At 47.3% G+C, this 22,177-nt stretch carries 25 protein-coding genes; all 25 read left to right on the top strand.

The annotated features are described in order from the left end of the window. Positions 1-176 precede the first annotated feature (176 nt). The 25 genes from T3H97_RS15475 to spoIVB all read left to right on the top strand — a co-directional run bounded on the left by T3H97_RS15475 (position 177) and on the right by spoIVB (position 22,054). Positions 177-1,430 carry an aspartate kinase gene (locus T3H97_RS15475; RefSeq protein ID WP_328800187.1) on the top strand — a complete coding sequence of 418 codons (1,254 nt, stop codon included), beginning with the start codon at positions 177-179 and terminating at the stop codon, positions 1,428-1,430. 414 nt (positions 1,431-1,844) lie between these two features. Next, entirely contained in the window at positions 1,845-2,840 is a 996-nt protein-coding gene (gene spoIIIAA / locus T3H97_RS15470) for a stage III sporulation protein AA (protein WP_328800186.1), read from the top strand. Beyond that, entirely contained in the window at positions 2,833-3,351 is a 519-nt protein-coding gene (gene spoIIIAB, locus T3H97_RS15465) for a stage III sporulation protein SpoIIIAB (protein WP_328800185.1), read from the top strand. Before spoIIIAA ends, spoIIIAB begins: the two co-directional genes overlap by 8 nt. A gap of 12 nt (positions 3,352-3,363) precedes the next feature. Beyond that, positions 3,364-3,567, top strand: a complete 204-nt coding sequence (spoIIIAC, locus tag T3H97_RS15460; protein ID WP_010345636.1) for a stage III sporulation protein AC — start codon at positions 3,364-3,366, stop codon at positions 3,565-3,567. An 8-nt stretch (positions 3,568-3,575) separates the two neighbouring features. Continuing rightward, positions 3,576-3,965, top strand: a complete 390-nt coding sequence (gene spoIIIAD / locus T3H97_RS15455; protein WP_013310826.1) for a stage III sporulation protein AD — start codon at positions 3,576-3,578, stop codon at positions 3,963-3,965. Between the two features lie 12 nt (positions 3,966-3,977). After that, positions 3,978-5,168, top strand: coding sequence for a stage III sporulation protein AE (gene spoIIIAE, locus T3H97_RS15450; protein WP_328800184.1), 1,191 nt, complete (start codon positions 3,978-3,980; stop codon positions 5,166-5,168). A 39-nt stretch (positions 5,169-5,207) separates the two neighbouring features. Further along, the gene (spoIIIAF, locus tag T3H97_RS15445; protein WP_328800183.1) at positions 5,208-5,978 is read left to right on the top strand and encodes a stage III sporulation protein AF; all 771 of its coding nucleotides are present in this window, start codon (positions 5,208-5,210) and stop codon (positions 5,976-5,978) included. A 16-nt stretch (positions 5,979-5,994) separates the two neighbouring features. Then, a complete protein-coding gene (gene spoIIIAG, locus T3H97_RS15440) occupies positions 5,995-6,636 on the top strand; it encodes a stage III sporulation protein AG (RefSeq protein ID WP_029517255.1) in 642 nt (213 codons plus the stop codon). Between the two features lie 62 nt (positions 6,637-6,698). Beyond that, the gene (locus tag T3H97_RS15435; RefSeq protein ID WP_328800182.1) at positions 6,699-7,523 is read left to right on the top strand and encodes a SpoIIIAH-like family protein; all 825 of its coding nucleotides are present in this window, start codon (positions 6,699-6,701) and stop codon (positions 7,521-7,523) included. A gap of 138 nt (positions 7,524-7,661) precedes the next feature. After that, entirely contained in the window at positions 7,662-8,153 is a 492-nt protein-coding gene (accB, locus tag T3H97_RS15430; protein ID WP_328800181.1) for an acetyl-CoA carboxylase biotin carboxyl carrier protein, read from the top strand. A gap of 61 nt (positions 8,154-8,214) precedes the next feature. Next, positions 8,215-9,558, top strand: a complete 1,344-nt coding sequence (gene accC, locus T3H97_RS15425) for an acetyl-CoA carboxylase biotin carboxylase subunit (RefSeq protein ID WP_023989250.1) — start codon at positions 8,215-8,217, stop codon at positions 9,556-9,558. Positions 9,559-9,683: 125 nt separating this feature from the next. Beyond that, positions 9,684-10,097: an Asp23/Gls24 family envelope stress response protein gene (locus T3H97_RS15420; protein ID WP_013310820.1), complete on the top strand. Its 414-nt coding sequence runs from the start codon at positions 9,684-9,686 to the stop codon at positions 10,095-10,097. A 73-nt stretch (positions 10,098-10,170) separates the two neighbouring features. Continuing rightward, positions 10,171-10,710, top strand: coding sequence for an alkaline shock response membrane anchor protein AmaP (gene amaP / locus T3H97_RS15415; protein WP_013310819.1), 540 nt, complete (start codon positions 10,171-10,173; stop codon positions 10,708-10,710). Positions 10,711-10,725: 15 nt separating this feature from the next. After that, positions 10,726-10,959 (top strand): DUF2273 domain-containing protein, encoded by a 234-nt coding sequence (locus T3H97_RS15410; RefSeq protein ID WP_023989248.1) that lies wholly within the window; start codon positions 10,726-10,728, stop codon positions 10,957-10,959. A gap of 135 nt (positions 10,960-11,094) precedes the next feature. Further along, the gene (gene nusB / locus T3H97_RS15405; RefSeq protein WP_328800180.1) at positions 11,095-11,544 is read left to right on the top strand and encodes a transcription antitermination factor NusB; all 450 of its coding nucleotides are present in this window, start codon (positions 11,095-11,097) and stop codon (positions 11,542-11,544) included. A gap of 37 nt (positions 11,545-11,581) precedes the next feature. Next, positions 11,582-12,439, top strand: a complete 858-nt coding sequence (folD, locus tag T3H97_RS15400) for a bifunctional methylenetetrahydrofolate dehydrogenase/methenyltetrahydrofolate cyclohydrolase FolD (RefSeq protein ID WP_328800179.1) — start codon at positions 11,582-11,584, stop codon at positions 12,437-12,439. Between the two features lie 12 nt (positions 12,440-12,451). Further along, positions 12,452-13,816: an exodeoxyribonuclease VII large subunit gene (gene xseA / locus T3H97_RS15395; RefSeq protein ID WP_328800178.1), complete on the top strand. Its 1,365-nt coding sequence runs from the start codon at positions 12,452-12,454 to the stop codon at positions 13,814-13,816. Continuing rightward, positions 13,806-14,066, top strand: a complete 261-nt coding sequence (gene xseB / locus T3H97_RS15390) for an exodeoxyribonuclease VII small subunit (RefSeq protein WP_013310814.1) — start codon at positions 13,806-13,808, stop codon at positions 14,064-14,066. The genes xseA and xseB overlap by 11 nt, the downstream gene beginning before the upstream one ends. Beyond that, positions 14,038-14,961, top strand: coding sequence for a polyprenyl synthetase family protein (locus T3H97_RS15385; RefSeq protein ID WP_328800177.1), 924 nt, complete (start codon positions 14,038-14,040; stop codon positions 14,959-14,961). The genes xseB and T3H97_RS15385 overlap by 29 nt, the downstream gene beginning before the upstream one ends. 107 nt (positions 14,962-15,068) lie before the next feature. Further along, complete coding sequence (gene dxs, locus T3H97_RS15380) at positions 15,069-16,967, top strand: 1-deoxy-D-xylulose-5-phosphate synthase (RefSeq protein ID WP_039270954.1); 1,899 nt, start codon at positions 15,069-15,071, stop codon at positions 16,965-16,967. A 76-nt stretch (positions 16,968-17,043) separates the two neighbouring features. Then, on the top strand, positions 17,044-17,895 hold the full coding sequence (locus T3H97_RS15375) for a TlyA family RNA methyltransferase (protein WP_250239295.1): 852 nt from the start codon (positions 17,044-17,046) through the stop codon (positions 17,893-17,895). 155 nt (positions 17,896-18,050) lie between these two features. After that, positions 18,051-18,527, top strand: a complete 477-nt coding sequence (locus T3H97_RS15370; RefSeq protein ID WP_328800176.1) for a hypothetical protein — start codon at positions 18,051-18,053, stop codon at positions 18,525-18,527. Positions 18,528-18,543: 16 nt separating this feature from the next. Beyond that, positions 18,544-18,993, top strand: coding sequence for a transcriptional regulator AhrC/ArgR (ahrC, locus tag T3H97_RS15365; RefSeq protein ID WP_013310809.1), 450 nt, complete (start codon positions 18,544-18,546; stop codon positions 18,991-18,993). A 58-nt stretch (positions 18,994-19,051) separates the two neighbouring features. After that, positions 19,052-20,770 (top strand): DNA repair protein RecN, encoded by a 1,719-nt coding sequence (gene recN, locus T3H97_RS15360; protein ID WP_250270980.1) that lies wholly within the window; start codon positions 19,052-19,054, stop codon positions 20,768-20,770. 123 nt (positions 20,771-20,893) lie between these two features. Continuing rightward, entirely contained in the window at positions 20,894-22,054 is a 1,161-nt protein-coding gene (gene spoIVB, locus T3H97_RS15355; protein ID WP_328800175.1) for a SpoIVB peptidase, read from the top strand. Positions 22,055-22,177: the final 123 nt, after the last annotated feature.

Here is a 22,177-nt window from a genome sequence, read left to right as displayed (position 1 = left end):
CCTCTGTCCTTGTTAAGGGCAGGGGATATTTTTATAAGCACTAATATTAAAAAACATTGGCTCCACACAGCACTTTCGTATTATACTGTACTAAAGTTATGCCGCAGGATGTCACGTTCAGTCGTTTGGTGCCATCTCAAGGTTACATACTGTTGAGTCTGAGGGAGTGAATAACGTTGTCTTTGTATGTCATGAAATTCGGAGGCAGTTCCGTCGGTGACACGGAGCGCATGAAGCGCGTGGCAAAACGCGTTGTTGAGAAACAGAGTGAAGGGCATCAATGTGTAGTGGTCGTTTCCGCAATGGGAGACACGACAGACGAACTGATTGACCAGGCCAAATTGTTGAATGAGCAGTTGCCTGCACGTGAGTTGGATATGTTGATGACGACAGGTGAGCAAATTTCAATCGCCTTATTGTCGATGGCTATTCAGCAGTTGGGTCATGAAGCGGTATCGTTTACGGGATGGCAGGCTGGTTTTCGTACTGAATCTGACTTTGGTCGAGCACGGATTACGGATATTCAACCTCAGCGTGTGCTGGATGCACTGTGCAGCAACAAGATCGTTGTTGTAGCTGGTTTCCAAGGGATGTCTGCAGAGGGAGACATTACGACGCTGGGACGTGGTGGCTCTGATACGACGGCCGTTGCGCTGGCGGCGGCGATTCAAGCGGATGCCTGCGAAATTTACACGGATGTGGACGGTATATATTCAACAGATCCACGGATCGTGAAAGTTGCTCGTAAGCTAAAAGAAATTTCTTATGATGAAATGCTGGAATTAGCCAATCTGGGTGCAGCTGTATTGCATCCTCGTGCGGTAGAATATGCCAAACATAACCGGGTACCGCTGATTGTGCGGTCCAGTTTTAACCATAATGAAGGAACGGTCGTAAAGGAGGATGCAGTAATGGAACAGGGCGTTGTAGTCAGTGGGATTGCATATGATAAAAATGTAGCAAGAATCAGTATTTTGGGCGTCGCGGATATCCCTGGTGTACTGGCGAAAGTATTCGGAACACTGGCGGCAGCCAAAATTGATGTAGACATTATTGTACAAAGTGGGGTTGAAGCTGGTAAAGCGGATTTCTCCTTTACAGTAGCTCTGACGGATCGTGAAGCAGCACTGAAGACGCTGGAAGGTATTCGTGGAGAGCTTCCATACCGTGAAGTAACTTCTGAGGAAAACCTGGTGAAGGTATCCATTGTAGGTGCAGGAATGGTTAGCCATCCGGGTGTTGCTGCGCAAATGTTTGCCGTACTGGCAGAGCAAGGCGTTAGCATTAAAATGGTAAGTACATCTGAAATCAAAGTATCGTGTGTAATTGAAGCGGGTAAACTTCATGAGGTTATTCAGGCGCTGCATACAGCTTATAACCTGGACACCGAGGAGCAAGCGTTTGTGGGTGGACCGCAAGACCGTCGTTAATAACTGCAACGTGATCTAGACCCTGAATATGTCTAATGTGAACGATGCTATGACAGGTAAAGGTTGATACATTATATGCCCTCTATTTATAGTTTGATAAATCATAGAATACAGCAGTAGGTTAAGAGGTTGTCCCATCAGTGAGAGTTAGACTGAGGGGCAGCCTCTTTTTTTGCTGAATCTATCTTTTCTACCCAAGGGTTTCCCTTAGCCGACAAGGCTTTGAGAGGCCCTTTTTTATTTGTGCGAATTAGAGAATAGGTGCTTTAACAAGCGGGGGAAAGGTCTGTTGAGCGTTGATAGGAGTTAGCAAAAGTTTGCCTAGGTTTTCAATATATTTTCGGCATAAAAAGCGAGAGTCAACCATAGACTTGTCTTAAAGAAAAAGGACAACTGTGAGGGGGCGGCATCGGTATGGAATGGCTGGAGTTATTTCCCGAACCGTTGCACGGTATACTCGGAAGGCTTCCAGAAACGGTATTTAAGCAACTGGAAGAAATCCGGGTCAGGGAAGGAAGGCCGTTGGAAATTAATGCAAATGGTGATCATCATTTTGTAACGTCTACGGGTCGGCTGACTTTGAACCATGTGGAAGCCTATAAGCCTGACCGTGAGGATGCCCACCGACTGCTGGATTTTATCAGCAATCATTCCCTGTATACCATGGAAGAGGAGCTTCGTAAAGGGTTTATTACGATCCCTGGCGGTCATCGTATTGGCTTGGCAGGGAGAACCGTGCTCAACCGAGGACGAGTGGAGCATTTGAGGGATATAAGCAGCTTTAATGTAAGAATTGCTCGTGCAATTCCCGGCATAGCTGATCGGATATTGCCTTATGTAGCAGATCGAATGTCCGGGAAAATCCGGCACACTCTCATTTTGTCCCCTCCTCAGCATGGCAAAACGACACTGCTTAGGGACTTGGCTCGGCAACTCAGTTACGGAGAGATGGAAAGCAATGGGGGGCGACGGAATGGACTCAAGATAGGCATTATAGACGAACGCTCTGAGATCGCTGGTAGTCACAAAGGTATCCCCGGTTTTGATGTCGGGCCTCGCACCGATGTATTGGACGGATGTCCGAAAGCAGAAGGCATGATGATGATGATCCGCTCGATGTCACCGGATGTCCTCATTGTTGATGAAATCGGACGACCGGAAGATGCGGAGGCGGTGCGCGAAGCACTTCATGCAGGCATTGCAGTCATTGCTTCCGCACATGGTCGCGATGTGGCTGAAATGGCGACCCGGTCTGCTTTTGCTGGATTAACTACAGGGCAAGAGCTGTTCCAGCTCTACGTCATGCTGGAGCGGACGAGCCGGGGCGTCTCATTTCGGCTGGCAGATGCCAAGCAGCGCAGGCTTACACTGCCTGGAGAAGGGCAGAATGGGGGCATCTCCTATGCTTAAGCTGCTGGGTGCAGCCTTGGTTATACTGGCCGCTACGCTGGCAGGCTGGCAGCGGGCAAGGCAGTTTGCGATGAGGCCGCGGCAAATCAGGGAGTTGATTCTTGCGCTGCAAAGACTGACCACCGAGGTTTCCTACGGGGTGTCTCCGCTACCAGATGCTTTCGCCAAGACAGGAGAGCCCTTGCGAGAGCCCTTACGCACTCTGTTTCAGCAAGCCTCACGCTGGATGCACCCCTCTTTTGGCCTGACTGCCAGAGAAAGCTTGCATAAAGCCATTGAAGACTCGTGGAGCCGTTCCTCTATGAATCAAGCCGAGAAGGAAGCGATGCGGCAGCTTGCTTACAGTCTTGGAACCAGCGACCGTGAAGACCAGATCAAGCACATTGCGTTGACCATCCAGCAGTTATCCCATGAGGAAGCGCAGGCGCAGGCAGATCAGGTGAGGTACGAGCGTATGAGCAGGAGCCTGGGACTGCTGATCGGAGCATTGATCGTCATTTTGATCTATTAGCGGGGTGCTCGAATGAATTTAGAAGTGAATGCGATTTTCCAGATTGCCGGAATTGGCATTATTATCGCTATGATTCATACCGTATTAAAGCAAATGGGCAAAGAAGACATGGCGCACTGGGTAACGGTCATCGGTTTCGTCGTGGTCCTGTTCATGGTGGTGCGAATGCTGGATAACCTTCTGCAAGAGATCAAATCTATCTTTCTTTTTCAGTAGGTGGACACATGGAAATTATTCAGGTGGTGGGCTTCGCCCTCATTGCCACAGTCCTTATTTTAGTCATTAAGGAACAGAAGCCGATGTTTGCCTTTTTGATTGCAACAGCTGCGGGAATCGTCATTTTTTTGCTGCTGATTGGCAAGATCGGATCTGTGGTTGCTGTACTGGAGCGACTGGCCCGGTCTTCAGGCATGGATATGATCTATTTTAAAACCGTCTTGAAAATAATCGGTATCGCTTATATTGCTGAATTTGGAGCGCAAATCGTTCGGGATGCAGGACAAGACGGGATTGCTTCCAAAATTGAGCTTACCGGAAAGGTGCTCATCATGGTGCTTGCTATCCCGATTATCAGCATTATTATTGATACCATTCTGAAGCTGATGCCCGCCTGAGGGGGTGATGCCATGAAAAGGCTGGGGGGCATGCCGAATCTCAAAGTAATTGCAATGTTGCTGCTATGTCTCTGGTGTGCCTCGGCTGCGTTCCTCTTTGCAGATACACCGACAAACGAATGGATCAGACAGCAGGCGGAGCAAATGCCCAAAGATGAAGTAGAACATTATTGGGACGGGCTCATGCAGCAATACGGCGGATTTTTCCCGGATCAGAAAACGCCTTCCTTCATGGACATGCTGCTTCCAGGCGGTGAAGGGTTCAGCATAAAGGGTGTATTGAGCGCTATAGCTGATTTTTTCATCCATGAAATCCGAGTAAATGCCAAGTTGCTTGTCACCATCGTCATGCTCAGCATTATGAGTATGGTGCTGGAAACGCTACAAAGCGCTTTTGAAAGCAAACAGGTCAGCAAAGTGGCCTACGCTATCGTATACATGGTCATTATCATTTTGGCGATTAATAGCTTTAGTGTAGCGATTGGTTATGCCAAAGAAGCGATTGATAGCATGATTCACTTCATGATGGCAATGTTGCCTTTGCTGTTTACCATGCTAGCCTCGATGGGGAACGTCGTAACAGTTTCGGTGACCCACCCGCTGATTGTATTTATGATCAACACAGTCGGAACGGTCATTCATACGCTGGTTTTCCCGCTGCTGTTCTTCTCGGCTGTGCTGTACTTGGTCAACTCGCTGACGGGCAAATACAAGCTGACCCAGCTAGCCGATCTGTTGCGGAACGCTGGAGTAGCAGTGCTGGGAGTGCTGCTGACCATTTTTCTGGGAGTCATTTCGGTACAAGGCTTGACATCGTCCGTTACTGACGGATTAACGATCCGTACAGCCAAATATATTACAGGTAGCTTTGTTCCGGTGGTCGGCAAGGCGTTGGCAGATGCGACAGATACAGTCATTTCGGCTTCGCTGCTCGTTAAAAATGCCATTGGTCTGGTAGGAGTCATTATTATTTTGTTCCTGTGCGCCTTTCCCGCCCTCAAGATTCTGACGCTGGCGCTTATTTATAAAGTGACAGCAGCGATCATGCAGCCTTTGGGTGATACGCCTATCGTGGATTGTCTGGATGCGATCGGCAAGAGTATGATTTATGTTTTCGCGGCGTTGGCGGCAGTGGGATTAATGTCCTTCCTTGCGATTACAGTCATGCTCGCAGCAGGCAATATGACGGTCATGATGAGGTGAACCAATGCATGTAAACCAACAAGGGGGGAGGAGAGTGACGTGACTTGGCTGGGAGGCTGGCTTAAGGAACTGGTGCTAATCGTGTTGCTGGCTTCTTTTGTCGATATGATCTTACCGAGCCGATCTATGGAAAGGTATGTCAAACTCGTTCTTAGCCTGCTTATTTTGCTGACGTTGCTGTCTCCGGTCGTGCGCTTACTGAGCAGCAGCCCCTCCGAGGTTCTAGGGCGAGCATTGGATCTTCAACGTCAGGCTGAGACAGGCAAGAGGGAACCGACATTGGAGGAGATTTTAGCAAAAGGCAGCCAGTTGAAGCAACAGCAAGAACAAAGCTCCATGCAATGGGCTGGCAAAGAGGTAGCTAAGGAAATGAAAGGACAATTGGAACAATATACTGGGTTAGCAATTCAGTCGGTCCAGGTTACCCTTGCAAAGATTCAACAGAAGGAATCGGAGCTGGAGGCAGGAACGGGTGTCCAGTCGGTAGTGGTCAAATTGGCGGAGCAGCAGCCAGAAAAAGAAAAGAACAACACAGACGTCTCGCCTGGTGCAGATGCCAAGCCGATTATGGTGGAGCCTGTAGCCGAAAAGACAGTGAATATTCGTGTGGAACCGACACATACAAAAAATTCAGATTTTAATGAAGGAACGCGAGAAGATGATCGTAATCCTGATAAAACTGCTGAGGACGGAAAGCCAACGGATACAAAAGCTTTTGGCTTAATTACAGGACTTCTACGTGAAAAATGGGGGATAGACAGCAAAAATGTTCAGGTGGTTTCATCGCAGGATGGAACACATGAATGGTAACAGGAGGTGAGCAGAAATGAGCAAATGGCTGAAAAAGCTGGAGCAATGGCTGGGTGGAGGGGCGGATGGGGCGAAAAGATTCAACTCATTTCGTTGGTTGCTTATACTTGGCCTTATCGGTGTAGCGATCATGCTTTTTAATTCATTCGTTAATGTGAAAAAGGTCGATCCAGAAAACGTAGGCCGTGAACCGCCTGGTGTGATGAAAAATGAGCCTACGTTAGAGACAACAACAGGTGAAGAAAGTTCCTTTGCCGGGATCGAGAAGGTTTTTGAGGACAATATGAAACAGATGCTAGAGCAGATTGTTGGCGTAGGAACCGTCGATGTCATGGTTACGGTAGACTCTACCGAAGAAGTTATCGTTCAACGCAATGTAAAGGACATGCAGGAAGAGAATAACGAGACGGACGCCAATGGTGGACAACGGCACACTACTCAATATACACGTGATGGTGAAATTGTCACCTATGAGTCATCAGGTGGTCAGCACACTCCGATTGTGACAAAAAAAGTAAAACCGCAGGTGAGGGGAGTGCTTGTTGTGGCTATGGGGGCAGAAAACCCTACAGTGAAGCAGCTAATTGTCGATGCTGTACAGAAGGGACTAAATGTACCTTCCTACAAAATTTCAGTCGTACCGCGCAAGCAGGGATAATTTGGAATTTAGAAACAAAGAAGTTTATATTTTAAACCATTTATGAATATGGAGGACGGAACATGAATAATAAAAGACAAACCGTTTGGCTGGTGTCCATGCTGAGTTTAATGGTCGTGCTGTCTGCGTATTATTTGTTTACAGAGGACTCAAGCCCTGCAAATCCACCAGTAGCCGATAGTGAGCAAGTGAGCAAGGTTAAGCAGGATGCCGCACAGGAAGCAACGACGAAGACAGAGGAACAATTGAACGAACTGAAGGTAAATGAAGTAGTGACGAATGGAAAAGTAACTGATGGAGCATCAGCAATTTCCACAAAGTCGGATACGGCTTCTACAACTGACCCAGCAACAGAAAACTCAAAAGGCGATAAAGATACGGCAGATACCCCTACTACTGAACCAGCGACATCCGATCAAAACACAACTGCAACTAAGACGGACGCGACAGCACAAAGTGACGACAAAGCAGCCTCTACAGCCAAAACCGACCAGCAGGTACTGGATCAAGTGGCAACCGATCAAGCTGCCCAACCTACAGCAGCAGCTGTGATTGACAACTATTTGCTGGAACGGGACGTGGAAAATCAGAAGAAAAATGATGAACTGACTACCGCAATGAACGACAGCACACCAAAGAAAGCTGCGGAGGCTCAAAAGGAATTACATGTACTTGAAGATAAGCAGGCTAAAATTACTGGAATTGAAGAAGAGCTTCAGCAGCAGTTCGCCAATGCGGTCGTCCGTGAGGAAGATGCTGATAAATACAAAGTAGTGGTTCTGAGTGAAAAATTGGATGCTAAGCAAGCGGTAACAATTGTTGATAAAGTCATGAAGGAACTGAACGTAACGCAGGATAAGATCAGTGTCCAGTATGTTACACAATAAGACAAAAAACGCGAAAAAGCCCGGATTTCTGCATTATTCCGGGCTCTTTCTATTTTTAATGATTGTGATATAATACATAAAGCTGTTTCAACAATGTAATCAGCAACCGGCAAAATGCTGAAGGAGTGATTAATAGAGATGTTTAAATTAAGCGAGATTAAGGAATTGATCAAGCTGGTGGATGAAACGTCTGTGCATGAGCTTGAAATTGAAAATGAAGGAACTCGCCTGTTGATCCGGAAACCTGGCAAAAGCGAGATCGTTACGGTACAGGCTCCTGTGGCAACACCTGCTTATGCAGTGGAACCACAAGCTGTTATTCCAAATCCACAAGTACAGTCCGATGTTGGACCTGCAACTGTTGGGGAACCGAGGGAATATGCAAGCAATCTACATAAAATCGTATCTCCGATGGTAGGCACTTTCTATAGTTCTTCATCCCCGGATACGGCTCCGTATGTGAGTATTGGCAGCAAAGTGGGCGAAAAAACAACGGTATGTATCATTGAAGCGATGAAGCTGATGAATGAGCTGGAAGCTGAAGTGAAGGGCGAAATTGTGGAAATTTTAGCCGAAAACGGACAGTTGGTCGAGTATGGCCAGCCATTGTTCCTTGTGAAACCGGAGTAAAAAGCTTGTTTGTACCCTCTTTTGAGGGTTCGGCAAGACTGCTCCCAGGGAGGATAAAGTCATGACATTTCAAAAAGTATTGATTGCGAATCGTGGAGAAATTGCGGTTCGTATCATTCGCGCTTGCCGCGAGATGAATATTTCGACAGTTGCCGTATATTCGGAAGCTGACAAGGATTCGTTACATGTGCGTCTCGCAGATGAGGCTTACTGTATCGGACCGACGCTATCTAAGGACAGCTACCTTAATTTTACGAACCTGATGAGCGTTGCTACATTGACTGAATGTGATGCCATTCATCCAGGTTACGGATTTTTGGCGGAAAACGCAGACTTCGCTGAAATTTGCGAATCGTGTAATATTACGTTTATTGGTCCTTCTCCTGAAGCCATTAACAAAATGGGAGATAAAGCCGTTGCCAAGCAGACCATGAAGGATGCCGGAGTTCCGGTTATTCCGGGTTCAGACGGGCTGGTTGAGGATTTGCAGGATGCGATCAGCATCGCACGTGATATCGGATATCCGGTAATTATCAAGGCCACAGCAGGTGGCGGAGGTAAAGGTATTCGTATCGCCGAAGATGAGGATAACCTCATTCAGCAAATCACTACCGCTCAGCAGGAGGCGCAAAAGGCATTTGGCAATGCGGGTGTGTACCTAGAAAAATATTTGACCGGTATGAAACATGTGGAAATACAGATCATAGCGGACAAGCATGGTAATGTTGCCCATTTGGGCGAACGGGACTGCTCTGTGCAGCGTCGTCGTCAGAAGTTGTTGGAGGAAGCACCATGTCCTGTGCTTTCGCAGGATGTCCGTGAAGAAATGGGTCAGGCAGCTGTTCGTGCAGCTTTGGCCGTTCAATACTCTGGTGCAGGTACTCTCGAATTTTTGCTCGGCCCGGACAATAATTTCTATTTCATGGAAATGAATACACGTATTCAGGTAGAACATCCCGTAACAGAAATGATTACTGGTGTAGACCTGATTAAGGAAATGATTTCTGTCGCTGAAGGACATCCGCTTTCCTTTACGCAGGAAGAAGTCACCATCAATGGTTGGGCGATAGAATGCCGTATTAACGCTGAGGACCCGGATCGCAATTTTATGCCTGCACCGGGTAAAATCGGATTTTATCTGCCTCCAGGCGGTCCTGGAGTACGGGTAGACAGTGCAGCATATCCAGGTTATAGCATTCCTCCTTATTATGACTCTATGATCGCCAAGCTGATTGTGTGGGCACCTACACGGCAAGATGCAATTGCCAAAATGAAGCGGGCTTTGTCTGAGTTTGCTATTGAGGGCATACCCACAACGATTTCTTTTCATCAGCGTTTGCTAGAGCATCCGACCTTTATTAAAGGCGATTTTGATATTAAATTTTTGGAGGAAAACGAAGTTTAATCGGTATATTTCCTCAGTTTGTCATAATGAACGCCAAATGATATAGTATGGATAATAAGTGAGCATGTCTGCTTTGAAATCCAAAGCTGGAATGAAACTTATTTTGACCGAAAGGTGTTGAAGGTATGAGCACAGTGCCAACCGAATTCGAACGTACAGAAATTGGGGAGATTCAAATTGCCCCAGAAGTTATTGAAGTCATTGCCGGACTGGCTACCGTTGAGGTACCAGGCGTAGCGGGAATGAGTGGCGGATTTGCTGGTGGGTTTGCCGAACTGCTAGGTCGCAAAAATTTATCTAAAGGTGTAAAAGTGGAAGTCGGACAGCGTGAAGCTGCTGTAGACGTCTCCGTCATTATTGAGTACGGTAACCGTCTGCCTGAGGTGGCTGCTGCTATTCAGCATAATGTTAAGCGTTCGATTGAGAACATGACAGGTCTTAACGTTGTTGAAGTGAACGTGCAAATTCATGATGTTCAATTCAAAAATGCCGAAAAAGTAGAAGAGCCAGAAGTGCTGGGCGCCGGACGGGTTAAATAGAGCGATACTTTGTACAAACCCCCGACCCTTATGGGTCGAGGGTTTACTCTAATTTAAGGAGGCTGTGCGTTTCGTGGCTAAAGTTATGGACAGACTTCTGCTGTTCTTGTACAGCTTAAGTATCGGAATTATTTCCATTCTCGCCATCCTCCTCCTGAGCGGGGCCATTCCGTATGTTTTAAGTATTGAGGATGAGCGAGTGGTGTGGTTTACCAGCCTGATTATTGCAGGGGTTCTGTTGTTATTGAGTCTTCGTTTTTTTTATATCTCTATTCGACGGAACCAAACCGTACAGCATTCTATTGATCAACGAACGGAATATGGTGACATTCAGATTTCAGTGGACACCATTGAAAATCTGTGCCTCAAAGCAGCTTCCCGATTTCGCGGGATGCAGGATTTGAAAGCACGCGTTCGCGTGTTGGAATCGGGACTTGATATTACGATTCGGGCGGTTGTAGACGGGGAAAGCTCCATTCCGGTGTTAACCTCCGAGGTACAAAAGGGGGTACACGATCATGTGGAAGAAATTACAGGAATTCCTGTGTCCAATGTGTCGGTGTACATCGCTAATGTTTCTCAGTCACCCAGCTTTAAGAGTCGTGTGGAATAGAGGTGATTTTCCCTGATGCCCTGGAAAGAAATATGGGGAAGTTACAAGGGCCGGATCATGGGGATCACGGCTGGTATTTTTTTCGGTTTTATTTATTTGTGGGCAGGCTTTTGGAATATGTTGTTCTTTGCATTGATGGTGTTCATCGGATATACGCTAGGAAGACGTAGCGATTCAGCGCTTGGTTCATTTCTCCCTTGGAAGGAATGGGGCGATTGGTTGTCGCAGCGTTGGCGTCCTTTTAAATGAACCCTGTGATACGTGTTCTCCAAAATAGAGCTGTAGCTTCTTTGCGCCCAACGTTTTGGAGGATGCGTTCACAGGTTTTTTTGTGGAAATTGGTTAGAATGAAAAATAGATATAGGCAAGCGTAGGAGGCAGGGCATGAAAAGACGTCTGGCGAGGGAATTAGCGGTACAGAGTATGTACCATATGGAAATGAATGAAGTGGATGCGGCATCAGCCGTGGACATGTTGCTTCAGGAAGCCGCTGAGGAAAACGAAGCGGAAGTTGTCGTTAAAGACGCGGCAGTGTTAAGAGCGTATGTTTTAGAGCATGTGCGGGGTACGTGGGAGCATAAGGAAGCCATTGATGGGCTGTTGGTGGATTATCTAAAAGGCTGGCAGATCAGCAGACTTTCACGTGTAGATCGTCAAATTTTGAGACTTGCGGCATATGAGATGATTTTTCGTGAGGATGTTCCAGCCAAGGTAGCTGTTAATGAAGCGATTGAGTTGTCGAAGCACTTTGGTACCGAGGAATCCGGTAAATTTGTTAATGGTGTACTGGGAAGAGTGATTCAAGAACTGGAGCAATTGAAAGCACGTTTTTAAGTAGAGACTACTGAATCAGGTTGGAGAGTGGTTAAACATGTCAGCACCGATCATTGATGGTAAACAAATCTCTCAGGATATTCGCGCGAGCATTCAGCAAGAGGTCTTTCGTCTGAAAGAGCACCGCTTTCAACCGGGACTGGCTGTTGTATTGGTAGGCGAAGATCCCGCTTCGCAGGTGTATGTTAAAAACAAGGAAAAGGCGTGCCATGATCTCGGCTATTACTCAGAGGTTCACCGGTTGGCAACAGATACTTCGCAGGAAGCATTACTGGAACTAGTGGACAAGCTGAACCATCAAAGTACTATCCATGGGATTTTGGTTCAACTGCCGTTGCCAAAGCATATTCATGAAAAAGCTGTCATTAATGCGATTGCAGTGGAGAAGGATGTGGATGGATTTCATCCGGTGAACGTAGGAAATTTGGTCATCGGTGACGATAGTCTATTGCCTTGTACTCCTGCTGGAGTCATTGAGTTAATCAAGCGTGCTGGAGTGGAGATTGCTGGTAAACATGCGGTAGTTATTGGTCGCAGTAATATCGTAGGTAAGCCGGTGTCTTTATTGTTGCAGCGTGAAAATGCTACGGTTACGATGTGCCACTCCCGTACAGCGAATATGGCGGAACTAAGTCGACAAGCGGATATCTTAGTCGTTGCGATCGGCAAAGCCAACTTTATTGATGCTTCGTTCGTGAAGCCCGGAGCGGTAGTGATAGATGTGGGGATGAACCGTCTGGAGAACGGAAAGCTGGCAGGGGACGTTGATTTTGAGAGCGTGAAGCAAGTGTCTGGTCCGATTACGCCTGTTCCCGGCGGAGTAGGCCCGATGACGATTACGATGTTGATGCAAAATACACTTGTAGCGGCCAAGCGGTCGCACGGTTTGGCATAAGGGCAGCTGCCTGTGGCTGAACAACGTATTTACTCTATAAAGGACCTGAATCGTTATATCCGGATGAAACTGGAATCGGATCAGGTACTGTCTGATGTATGGATACGCGGGGAAATTTCTAATTTTACGCATCATTCGAGTGGTCACATGTACTTTACGCTCAAGGATGAGGGGAGCCGCATACGTTCGATTATGTTTGCAACCCATAATCAGCGGCTTCCCTTCGTACCGAAAGAAGGTACGCGTGTTATTGCCCGGGGAAACGTATCCGTGTACGAACGAGATGGACAATATCAGTTTTATGCGACTCAAATGCAGCCTGATGGTATAGGAAGCCTTTATTTGGCTTACGAACAGCTCAAGCAAAAGCTGGATGCAGAGGGAATGTTTGATACTGCTCGTAAGCGTAATCTCCCTGCCCATCCGGCTACCATTGGCGTGATTACGTCACCGACCGGAGCGGCTGTGCGTGATATTATTACGACCCTTCAACGGCGATACCCGCAAGCTGGAATTGTGTTGTATCCTGTGCTTGTACAAGGAAAAGGAGCCGCACCCTCGATCGTCAAGGCAATTGAAGCTATGAATCGTATGCAAGAGGTTCAGGTGATGATCGTCGGACGGGGAGGTGGCTCGTTGGAAGAACTGTGGGCGTTTAATGAGGAAGCGGTTGCGCGCGCCATTTACGCATCGGTCATTCCGGTTATTTCGGCAGTTGGACACGAAACGGATTTTACCATTGCCGATTTTGTGGCTGACTTGCGTGCAGCAACGCCAACCGCAGCAGCTGAGTTGGCTGTGCCTAATCAGGCAGAGCTACGGGATCAGTTGCTCCAACGTGAGCAACGCCTGCGTAACGCCCTCCGGCAGCGGCTGGAAACCAGCCGCGAACGCTTGGCGAGGCTTCAGCGTTCACCAGTCCTGCTGCACCCACGCCGCTATATGCTACAGCATGCAGAGCGAATGGACATGCTGCATCAGCGGCTAATCCGCGCAGCGGGTAACCGTTCACGTTTGAACGCAGAAAAGAATGCACGTATGCGTCAGGTACTAGAACGGTTTAATCCGCGTGAACAAATTCGTTCGGCACGCAAGCAGACGGATATGGCGCAACGTCAGCTGGAGTCTGCGATGCGTGCTATTACGAAAACGGGACAGCAGCAGTTGCACACGGGAATTCGTCAGCTGGATGCGCTGAGCCCACTCAAAGTCATGGCCCGAGGCTATAGCTTGGTATACGATGAGCAGGAGAAACGGCTGATTAAGTCGCTCAAAGACGTACAGCCGGGAGATTCCATCAAGATTAAAGTAAGTGATGGGCAGTTGGACTGCCAAGTATGGGGAATGAAGGAGGACGCGAAGCACGGTGGCGAATGAAACGGAATTGAATTTTGAAGCGGCTATGGCCGCTCTTGAAGAAATTGTCGGACAACTGGAGCATGGAGACGTTCCTCTGGAGCAAGCCATTGATTTGTTCCAGCGGGGGATGAAGCTGTCTCAGCTTTGCAGTCAAAAGCTGGAGCAGGTCGAACGTAAAATTGAAATGATCGTGGAAGAGGATGGAGATTTGCGCAAGAAGCCTTTTGGCGGCGGATTAGATGAAAACGGCGGTGAAGGGCTTGAATAGACCGTCGTTCAAGGAATATTTAACCGGGACGGCGGATGCGGTTTCGTCTGCGCTGACCGAGCAGTTCCCGGCCGATTGGAACATTCCCGATGTTCTTCGAGAATCTATGAATTATTCACTCACCGCAGGCGGAAAACGGCTGCGGCCTCTGCTTGTGATCGCTGCTGCTGAAGCATTCGGTGGAAGCAGGGAAGCTGCGTTGCCAGTGGCATGTGCGGTAGAAATGGTACATACGTATTCTCTCATTCATGACGACTTGCCAGCCATGGATGATGATGATTATCGGCGAGGTAAGCTAACGAATCATAAGGTATACGGCGAGGCGGTTGCCGTCCTTGCGGGTGATGCTTTGTTGACCCATGCCTTTTACAGCATTGTGCAAGCAGGACGGCGTCACGGTGTTTCATCCGATGCGCTATTGTCCATTGTTGAGGATTTGTCCGAAATGAGTGGCGCGCGGGGCATGGTAGGCGGACAGGTCGCCGATATGTCAGGAGAGCAAGGAATGACGGGGATCGAGGAACTGGAATATATCCATCTTCATAAAACTGCTGATTTGATTATTTTCTCGCTCTTGGCAGGTGGACGGATTGGTGGGGCGGACAAGAGTCAATTAGAGGCGCTTCGCCGCTTTGGACGAGACTTGGGACTGGCTTTTCAGATACAGGACGATATACTGGACCTCATAGGCGATGAGAGCAAAATGGGTAAGAAAACGCAAAGTGATGTTGAACAGGAGAAGGTTACCTATCCGTATTTCATTGGTATGGACGCATCTTTGCAGCAGGTGGAGGAACTCACCACATCTGCTAAAAAAGTGATAACAGAGAGCGGTATTCCCGATTCTTCTCGTTTGCTGGAGATAGCCGATTACCTGATGAAGCGTGATCATTAGTTGCGTTAGAGCTGTTTTGACTTGTCTGCGTTTAAGCACAGTCAAAAAGTGTGATATAATACTTGTTAACTTTACTCACAAACTTGAAGGAAAGCGGGGAGATATGCGTGCTGCTTCCACACATAAAGCAACCAGGCGATCTGAAATCACTGTCGGTTGAGGAGTTGGCTTCTCTAGCCGAGGAAATCAGGAGCTTTTTGATTGAGAAGCTGTCCGTGACTGGGGGGCATCTGGCATCGAATCTGGGAGTGGTTGAGCTCACGATCGCCCTGCATTATTGCTATAACAGTCCGAAGGACAAGATGATTTATGACGTTGGGCACCAAGCCTACGTACACAAAATATTGACAGGGCGAATGGATCGTTTTGATACACTTCGTCAGCGTGATGGACTTTGTGGTTTTGTAAAAAGAAGCGAGAGTGAGCATGATGTTTGGGAAGCCGGTCATAGCAGCACTTCTCTGTCGGCCGCAATGGGAATGGCTTTGGCTCGAGATTTGAAGGGCGAGGACAATAAAGTCATTGCAATGATCGGAGACGGCGCGTTGACTGGGGGAATGGCCTTCGAAGCGTTGAATCATATCGGACATGAGCGCAAAAATTTAATGGTCATTCTGAATGACAACGAAATGTCCATAGCGCCTAATGTAGGGGCCATGCATAATTATTTGAGTAAAATCCGCTCGGACCGTCATTATTTGCGAGCAAAAGATGAGCTGGAAGTTTTGCTGAAAAAAATACCCGCGATCGGCGGTAAACTTGCCAAATCGGCTGGCCGTGTCAAGGACAGTCTTAAATATATGATGGTGCCTGGTGTACTGTTTGAGGAACTGGGACTTACGTATCTCGGTCCTGTGGACGGACATGATTTGCCGAAGCTAATCGAAACCTTCCAGCAGGCTGATAATGTCACTGGCCCTGTATTGGTGCATGTCGTTACCACCAAGGGCAAGGGCTATAAACCTGCAGAGGCAGATTCACACAAATGGCACGGAATCAGCCCTTACAAAATTGAATCGGGTCAGGTACTCAAAGCTGTAGGTAATCCGATGTATACGGAAATTTTCGGCCGAACGCTGATTGAGCTGGCTGAGCAGGATGAGCGCATCGTTGCGGTCACGCCTGCTATGCCTGGTGGATCAGGACTGGTACCGTTTAGTAAAGAGTTTCCTAGCCGTATGATTGACGTAGGCATTGCTGAACAGCATGCAGCTACCATGTGTGCTGCGTTGGCAATGGAGGGGATGAAGCCGGTGTTTGCGGTGTATTCCACTTTTATGCAGCGTGCTTATGACCAGATTGTGCATGATATCTGTCGCCATAATGCGAACGTAATGTTCGCGATTGACCGTGCAGGTTTTGTTGGGGCTGACGGGGAAACTCATCATGGCGTGTTTGATGTGGCATTCTTGCGTCATATCCCGAATCTTGTGCTTATGATGCCAAAGGATGAGAACGAGCTACGCCATATGATGAAAACAGCGCTCGACTATGAAGATGGTCCAATTGCTTATCGTTACCCGCGTGTTAATGTGGTTGGCGTGCCGATGGATAAAGAATTACAGGCTATTCCCATCGGCAGTTGGGAGCTCCTGCGTAAAGGCGAGGGCTTTGCTGTAATCGCATCAGGACCGATGCTCCAGGTGGCGACAGAGGCTGCGGAGGCGATGAAACGGGAAGGTTTGCAAGTGGGCGTGGTGAATGCCCGTTTCCTGAAGCCTTTGGACGAGGATATGTTGCGTGAGCTGGCTCGTCAGCATACGAAGCTGATCGTATTGGAAGAAGCTTCTGAAGCAGGAAGCTTGGGTAGCGCTGTACTGGAATTTTACGCTAAAGCCGAAATACAAGAGGCACAGGTGCGCCTAATGGGGATTCCCGATCTGTTCGTGGAGCATGGCTCCATCAAAGAGCAGCGTGCTGAAGTAGGCCTTACCATTGAAGATGTATGCTTAAAGCTGCGTAAATGGGCTGCTGAGCCAGCATATGGCATGGGACAATCCGTATAGGGTAACTTGAAGTGAAGTCCATGACGTTTATAAAAAGTATGACAAGAGCAGCCTGGCTGCTTAAAGGGAGATTAACATGTCTGTTCCGAAGGAACGCATTGATGTATTACTTGTAGAACAAGGCTTTTTTGAAAGCCGTGAAAAAGCTAAAGCTGCGATTATGGCTGGTCTAGTACTGGCGGACAGCGAACGGATCGAGAAGGCGGGGATGAAGGTACCACGTGCCAGCGAGCTTAAAGTTAAGGGTTCGGTGCATCCGTATGTAAGCCGTGGAGGATTGAAGCTGGAGAAGGCCATCCGTCAATTTGAGCTGGATATGAAGGGCAGGACAATGCTGGATATTGGCTCGTCCACTGGAGGTTTTACGGATTGTGCACTTCAGCATGGAGCTAAATATGTATACGCCATTGATGTAGGTTATAATCAGCTGGATTGGTCCCTTCGTAATGATGAACGAGTATGCGTAATGGAGAAAACGAATTTCAGATATATGACACCCGCGGATTTGAATGGTTCCGTGCCGAATTTTGCAAGTATTGACGTTTCGTTTATTTCATTACGAATTATTTTGCCCCCGCTGCTTGCCTTGTTGCATCAACCTGCTGATATTGTAGCTCTAATCAAGCCGCAATTCGAAGCTGGACGCGAAAAGGTCGGGAAATCCGGTGTGGTCCGTGATCCTGCTACGCATAAAGAAGTGTTGCAGACCATTCTGATGTTTGCACATGAGCTTGGACTCACGCTGCAAGGTTTGGCTTATTCGCCTATTACAGGTGGAGAAGGCAATATTGAATTTTTAGCGCATTGGCGTTTGGATGGGCTTCCTGCTGCAGAATCGCAGCTGGAGAAGATGGATTTCAGACCACTGATTGAACGTACCGTTCAGGAAGCAGGTCAGACTTTTAATAATGGTCCATCGCGTAAGTAACATTCAGGGGTTCTCCATGAGTTCTGTGAACTTAAGGGAACCTCTTTTTGGTGTGAGGGATTGATTATAGAACTCACGTTCGCCTATAATGAGATGTACAAAGGAAAAGGGATTTTACATCTTGTCCTAGAATATGTCCATGAGGTGATCGGTCCATGGACACAAGATATGATACGGTTATCATCGCTGTGATCGGGGTGATATTAGGGATATGGGCTTTATATAGCCTACGTGCCTGGTTGAAGGAGCCAGGGCCGCTTGTGCTAAAGACGATACCGATTAACGAGGACTTGGACGAAGGGCCTGCCACAGACCTACTCGAAGAAGCAGGATATGAAGTAGTGGGCGGGAAGATGAAAATACCGCTTGCTTTTAAAGTGAATGGACATACCGTGTATAGCCGTTTGTTTATAGACTACGTGGCTGTACGAAACGGTTCGACATATATGGTCAAAACGTCACGCCGCAAGAAACCAATGGAGTGGAGTGGTCCTGATGTAAGGGACAGGCTCATGCCGTATTTATTGCTCTATCCGGGTTGCGCGGGTGTATTGTACGTTGATACGGACGAGCGAAGTATTCGCTTTATTACATTAGTGGAAGACCTCGAAGAAGAGGAATATGAAGGTTAATCCATAGGAGGATTATATGAAGGGTCAACGACATATTAAAATTAGAGAAATTATTTCACAACATGAGATTGAGACGCAGGATGATCTGGTTGAAGCATTGCGTAAGGCTGGTTTTCAGGTCACGCAGGCGACCGTATCGCGTGATATCAAGGAATTGCTGCTCATCAAGGTTCCAATGGACGATGGCAGATATAAATATTCGATGCCTTCAGATCAGCGTTACAATCCGGCCCAGAAACTGAAACGTACGTTGGTCGATAACTTTTTGCATATTGACTACACAACCAATCTGATTGTGATGAAATGCCTGCCAGGAACAGCCAACTCGATTGCAGCTTTATTGGATAATATTGAATGGTCCGAGATTATGGGGACGATTAGCGGGGATGACACCATTTTGATTATTTGCCGATCGGAAGAAAACAGCGAAGCTATCGTTAATCGTCTTATGGGCTACATTTCCTAATTATAATGGCTACGCATATTAGGCGTTTTAATTTGTACATCATAGAGGTGAAAGAACGATGCTGGTCACTTTGTCTATACGGAATTTGGCGGTTGTAGAGGCCGTTGATGTTCATTTTTATAAAGGATTTCATGTGTTGAGCGGGGAAACAGGTGCTGGTAAATCCATTATTATCGATGCGCTTGGGCTGATTGCAGGCGGTAGGGGCTCTGCTGATTTAGTGCGTTACGGTTGTGATAAAGCAGAGATGGAAGCCTTATTTGAACTGCCAGTAAAACATCCAGTTTGGAATACACTAGAGGAACAAGGAATTAAGGCTAATGCGGAGGAGCATTTGCTGATTCGTCGCGAACTTACGGTTCAAGGGAAAAGCTCTTCTCGAATTAACGGCCAGATGGTTAATTTAACGATGCTGCGTGAGGTAGGTGAGCAACTCGTCAATATCCACGGGCAACATGAGCATCAAAGCCTGCTACGTGCTGATCGCCATCTGGCGCTGCTGGATACGTTCGGTGATTCAGTCATCGGTCCGGTCAAAACGCTTTATCGGGAGCGGTACAATGCGTTTGTCAAAGCGGAAAAAGAAGTAAGAGAACTGCAAAGCTCCAGTCAAAAGGCTTATCAGCTTTTGGATATGTACCGATTTCAATTAGAAGAGATCGCTGCGGCGGAGTTGAAATTGGGAGAAGATGAATTATTGGCAGAGGAACGGGTCAAGCTATCCCATAGTGAGAAAATGATGGATGGGATATCAGGAGCATACGAACTGCTAAGCGGCAGAGGTGGACTGGATACGATCAATAACGTGTTGTCCAGATTAAACGATGTTCAAAGCTATGACAGCAAAAGCCTTCAGCCCATTGCGGAGCAGATTCAGTCTGCTTTTTACCAGTTGGAGGACGCAGCATTCCAATTACGTTCTTATCGTGAGGATATTGAATTTAATCCAGGCAAGCTGCATGAAGTGGAGCAACGTTTGAATCAGATTACCGGATTACAGCGAAAATATGGTGATAGTATAGAGCAGATTTTGGAATACTATAGCCGTATTGAGCAGGAAACCGATCTGCTGGAAAATAAAGATGAGCGGCTGGAGCAGCTCATTGCAAAACGGGATGAGTTGCTTTCGGATTTGCTGGAGATTGCGGAAGAGCTTACAGAAGCACGTGAAATTTGTGCTGAAGAGCTTGCAGAGCAAGTGGAGCAGGAGCTAAAAGACCTCCAGATGGAAAGAACGTCACTCAAGGTGCGCATTGATCCAATTGAAGATCCACGGGGATATGAATATAAAGGTCTGAAGGTGAGACCTACCAAGCAGGGCATTGATAATGCGGAATTTCTTATTTCCCCCAATCCAGGTGAGCCACTCCGTCCACTTGGTAAGATCGCTTCAGGCGGTGAGTTATCACGTATCATGTTGGCGATGAAAAGTATTTTTGCACGTCATGATCAAATTCCAGTACTCATTTTTGACGAGGTGGATACCGGGGTTAGTGGTCGTGCAGCTCAATCCATTGCCGAGAAGCTATATCGTTTATCTTCCGTTTGTCAGGTGTTTTCCATTACTCATTTGCCGCAGGTGGCATGTATGGCAGATCATCAGTACCTTATTGAGAAAAATGTTCATGATGGACGGACCATGACTCAAATTGAGGGGCTTACGGAGGATGGGCGTGTCAAAGAATTGGCACGGATGCTGGGCGGTGTGGAAATTACCGAAAAAACATTGCATCACGCACAGGAAATGCTGAATTTGGCGGAAGGAAAGAAAGCCTGAAAAGAGCGGATGGCGTAATGTTTAACAGTTATAAAAGCCTGGGGGCAAGGTTACCTTATAGGTACGCAATTGGCGACCACCTTTACTCGTCAAGCGAAAGAAGCAAAGGGAGCGTGACAGCCATTGAATTTTTACTCCAGGATCAAATTGCTCGGTCTTTTGCTTGTTTTTCTTATGTGTTCTATCGGTAACGCTCAGCATGTGCAAGCAGCGCTGCCTCCACAAGCTTCTTTGGATTTGTTCGGCTCTAAAGGCATGAGGACAACCCAAGAAAGTGTAATTCCCGATTTAAAAGTATACCCGGGGGGGCAGACGATTGGGGTCAAAGTAAAATCTTCAGGAGTGCTTGTCGTCGGTCACCATATCATTCAGGAAAGTAATGATCGTAAGGTGTCACCTGGTGAAACAGCGGGGATTCGCCTAGGGGATCGGATTACACACATGAACGGCAAACCACTCAATAGCCTGGCAAGGGTTGCTGAGGCAGTAGACGAAGCAGGTAAGAATAAAAAGCCGCTCGACATTACGCTTTGCCGAGGGGAGCAGACCATTTCCACCAAGTTAACACCAGCATATGATCAAGATGACAAAGCGTGGCGGCTTGGGTTGTATATTAGAGACTCGGCTGCAGGTGTAGGCACATTAACGTTTTACGCACCGGACCAGGGTGTATACGGGGCCTTGGGCCACGTAATTACCGATATGAATACCCAAACCCCTATTGTTGTGGGGAGCGGAGAGATTGTCCAGTCCAATGTGACGTCAATTGCGAAAAGCCAAAGTGGGGAACCGGGAGAAAAACGCGCTCATTTTCTCAAAGATCATCGGGTATTAGGTAATATTGAACGAAATACGAATTTCGGAATTTTTGGGAAAATGTCAGATGAGCCGCAATATGGATTGTATTCGACTCCTATTCCGGTGGCTCTTGCGAATGAAGTAAAGGAAGGACCTGCAGAAATTTTGACTGTACTGGAAGGTCAACAAATTCAGCGGTTTCAGGCGGAAATTGTACACATTTCTCAGCAGGACAAACCAGCAACAAAAGGACTTGTGATTCGCATTGTAGATCCAAAGCTGTTGGATAAGACCGGGGGAATCGTGCAAGGAATGAGCGGTAGTCCGATCATCCAAAATGGCAAGCTTATCGGGGCTGTGACACATGTATTTGTGAATGATCCTAAGTCAGGTTACGGTTGTTTTATCGAATGGATGCTACGCGATGCAGGAATCATGCAGAATAACGTAAGCTTGAAATCATCTTCTAATCTTAAGGCGAGCTAGTGGCCTTAAGATTTTTTTGTCGAAAAGCAGGGGAATAACTCATAATTGCAAGATAAAGAATCAATTATAATAGAAACTATAAAAAAAATAAATAAAAATAATTTTCGACAGAAGGAATTCATA

Source organism: Paenibacillus sp. LX16 (assembly GCF_036252815.1).
Classification (GTDB): Bacteria; Bacillota; Bacilli; order Paenibacillales; family Paenibacillaceae; genus Paenibacillus; species Paenibacillus polymyxa_B.
This window is presented reverse-complemented; position numbering and strand designations above follow the sequence as displayed.

Excerpts from the sequence above, each read along its gene's own strand:
- spoIIIAA (WP_328800186.1), top strand. The coding sequence starts at position 1,845 with ATGGAATGGCTGGAGTTATTTCCCGAACCGTTGCACGGTATACTCGGA.
- spoIIIAB (WP_328800185.1), top strand. The coding sequence starts at position 2,833 with ATGCTTAAGCTGCTGGGTGCAGCCTTGGTTATACTGGCCGCTACGCTG.
- spoIIIAC (WP_010345636.1), top strand. The coding sequence starts at position 3,364 with ATGAATTTAGAAGTGAATGCGATTTTCCAGATTGCCGGAATTGGCATT.
- spoIIIAD (WP_013310826.1), top strand. The coding sequence starts at position 3,576 with ATGGAAATTATTCAGGTGGTGGGCTTCGCCCTCATTGCCACAGTCCTT.
- spoIIIAE (WP_328800184.1), top strand. The coding sequence starts at position 3,978 with ATGAAAAGGCTGGGGGGCATGCCGAATCTCAAAGTAATTGCAATGTTG.
- spoIIIAG (WP_029517255.1), top strand. The coding sequence starts at position 5,995 with ATGAGCAAATGGCTGAAAAAGCTGGAGCAATGGCTGGGTGGAGGGGCG.
- T3H97_RS15435 (WP_328800182.1), top strand. The coding sequence starts at position 6,699 with ATGAATAATAAAAGACAAACCGTTTGGCTGGTGTCCATGCTGAGTTTA.
- accB (WP_328800181.1), top strand. The coding sequence starts at position 7,662 with ATGTTTAAATTAAGCGAGATTAAGGAATTGATCAAGCTGGTGGATGAA.
- accC (WP_023989250.1), top strand. The coding sequence starts at position 8,215 with ATGACATTTCAAAAAGTATTGATTGCGAATCGTGGAGAAATTGCGGTT.
- T3H97_RS15420 (WP_013310820.1), top strand. The coding sequence starts at position 9,684 with ATGAGCACAGTGCCAACCGAATTCGAACGTACAGAAATTGGGGAGATT.
- T3H97_RS15410 (WP_023989248.1), top strand. The coding sequence starts at position 10,726 with ATGCCCTGGAAAGAAATATGGGGAAGTTACAAGGGCCGGATCATGGGG.
- nusB (WP_328800180.1), top strand. The coding sequence starts at position 11,095 with ATGAAAAGACGTCTGGCGAGGGAATTAGCGGTACAGAGTATGTACCAT.
- folD (WP_328800179.1), top strand. The coding sequence starts at position 11,582 with ATGTCAGCACCGATCATTGATGGTAAACAAATCTCTCAGGATATTCGC.
- T3H97_RS15385 (WP_328800177.1), top strand. The coding sequence starts at position 14,038 with ATGAAAACGGCGGTGAAGGGCTTGAATAGACCGTCGTTCAAGGAATAT.
- T3H97_RS15375 (WP_250239295.1), top strand. The coding sequence starts at position 17,044 with ATGTCTGTTCCGAAGGAACGCATTGATGTATTACTTGTAGAACAAGGC.
- T3H97_RS15370 (WP_328800176.1), top strand. The coding sequence starts at position 18,051 with ATGGACACAAGATATGATACGGTTATCATCGCTGTGATCGGGGTGATA.
- ahrC (WP_013310809.1), top strand. The coding sequence starts at position 18,544 with ATGAAGGGTCAACGACATATTAAAATTAGAGAAATTATTTCACAACAT.
- recN (WP_250270980.1), top strand. The coding sequence starts at position 19,052 with ATGCTGGTCACTTTGTCTATACGGAATTTGGCGGTTGTAGAGGCCGTT.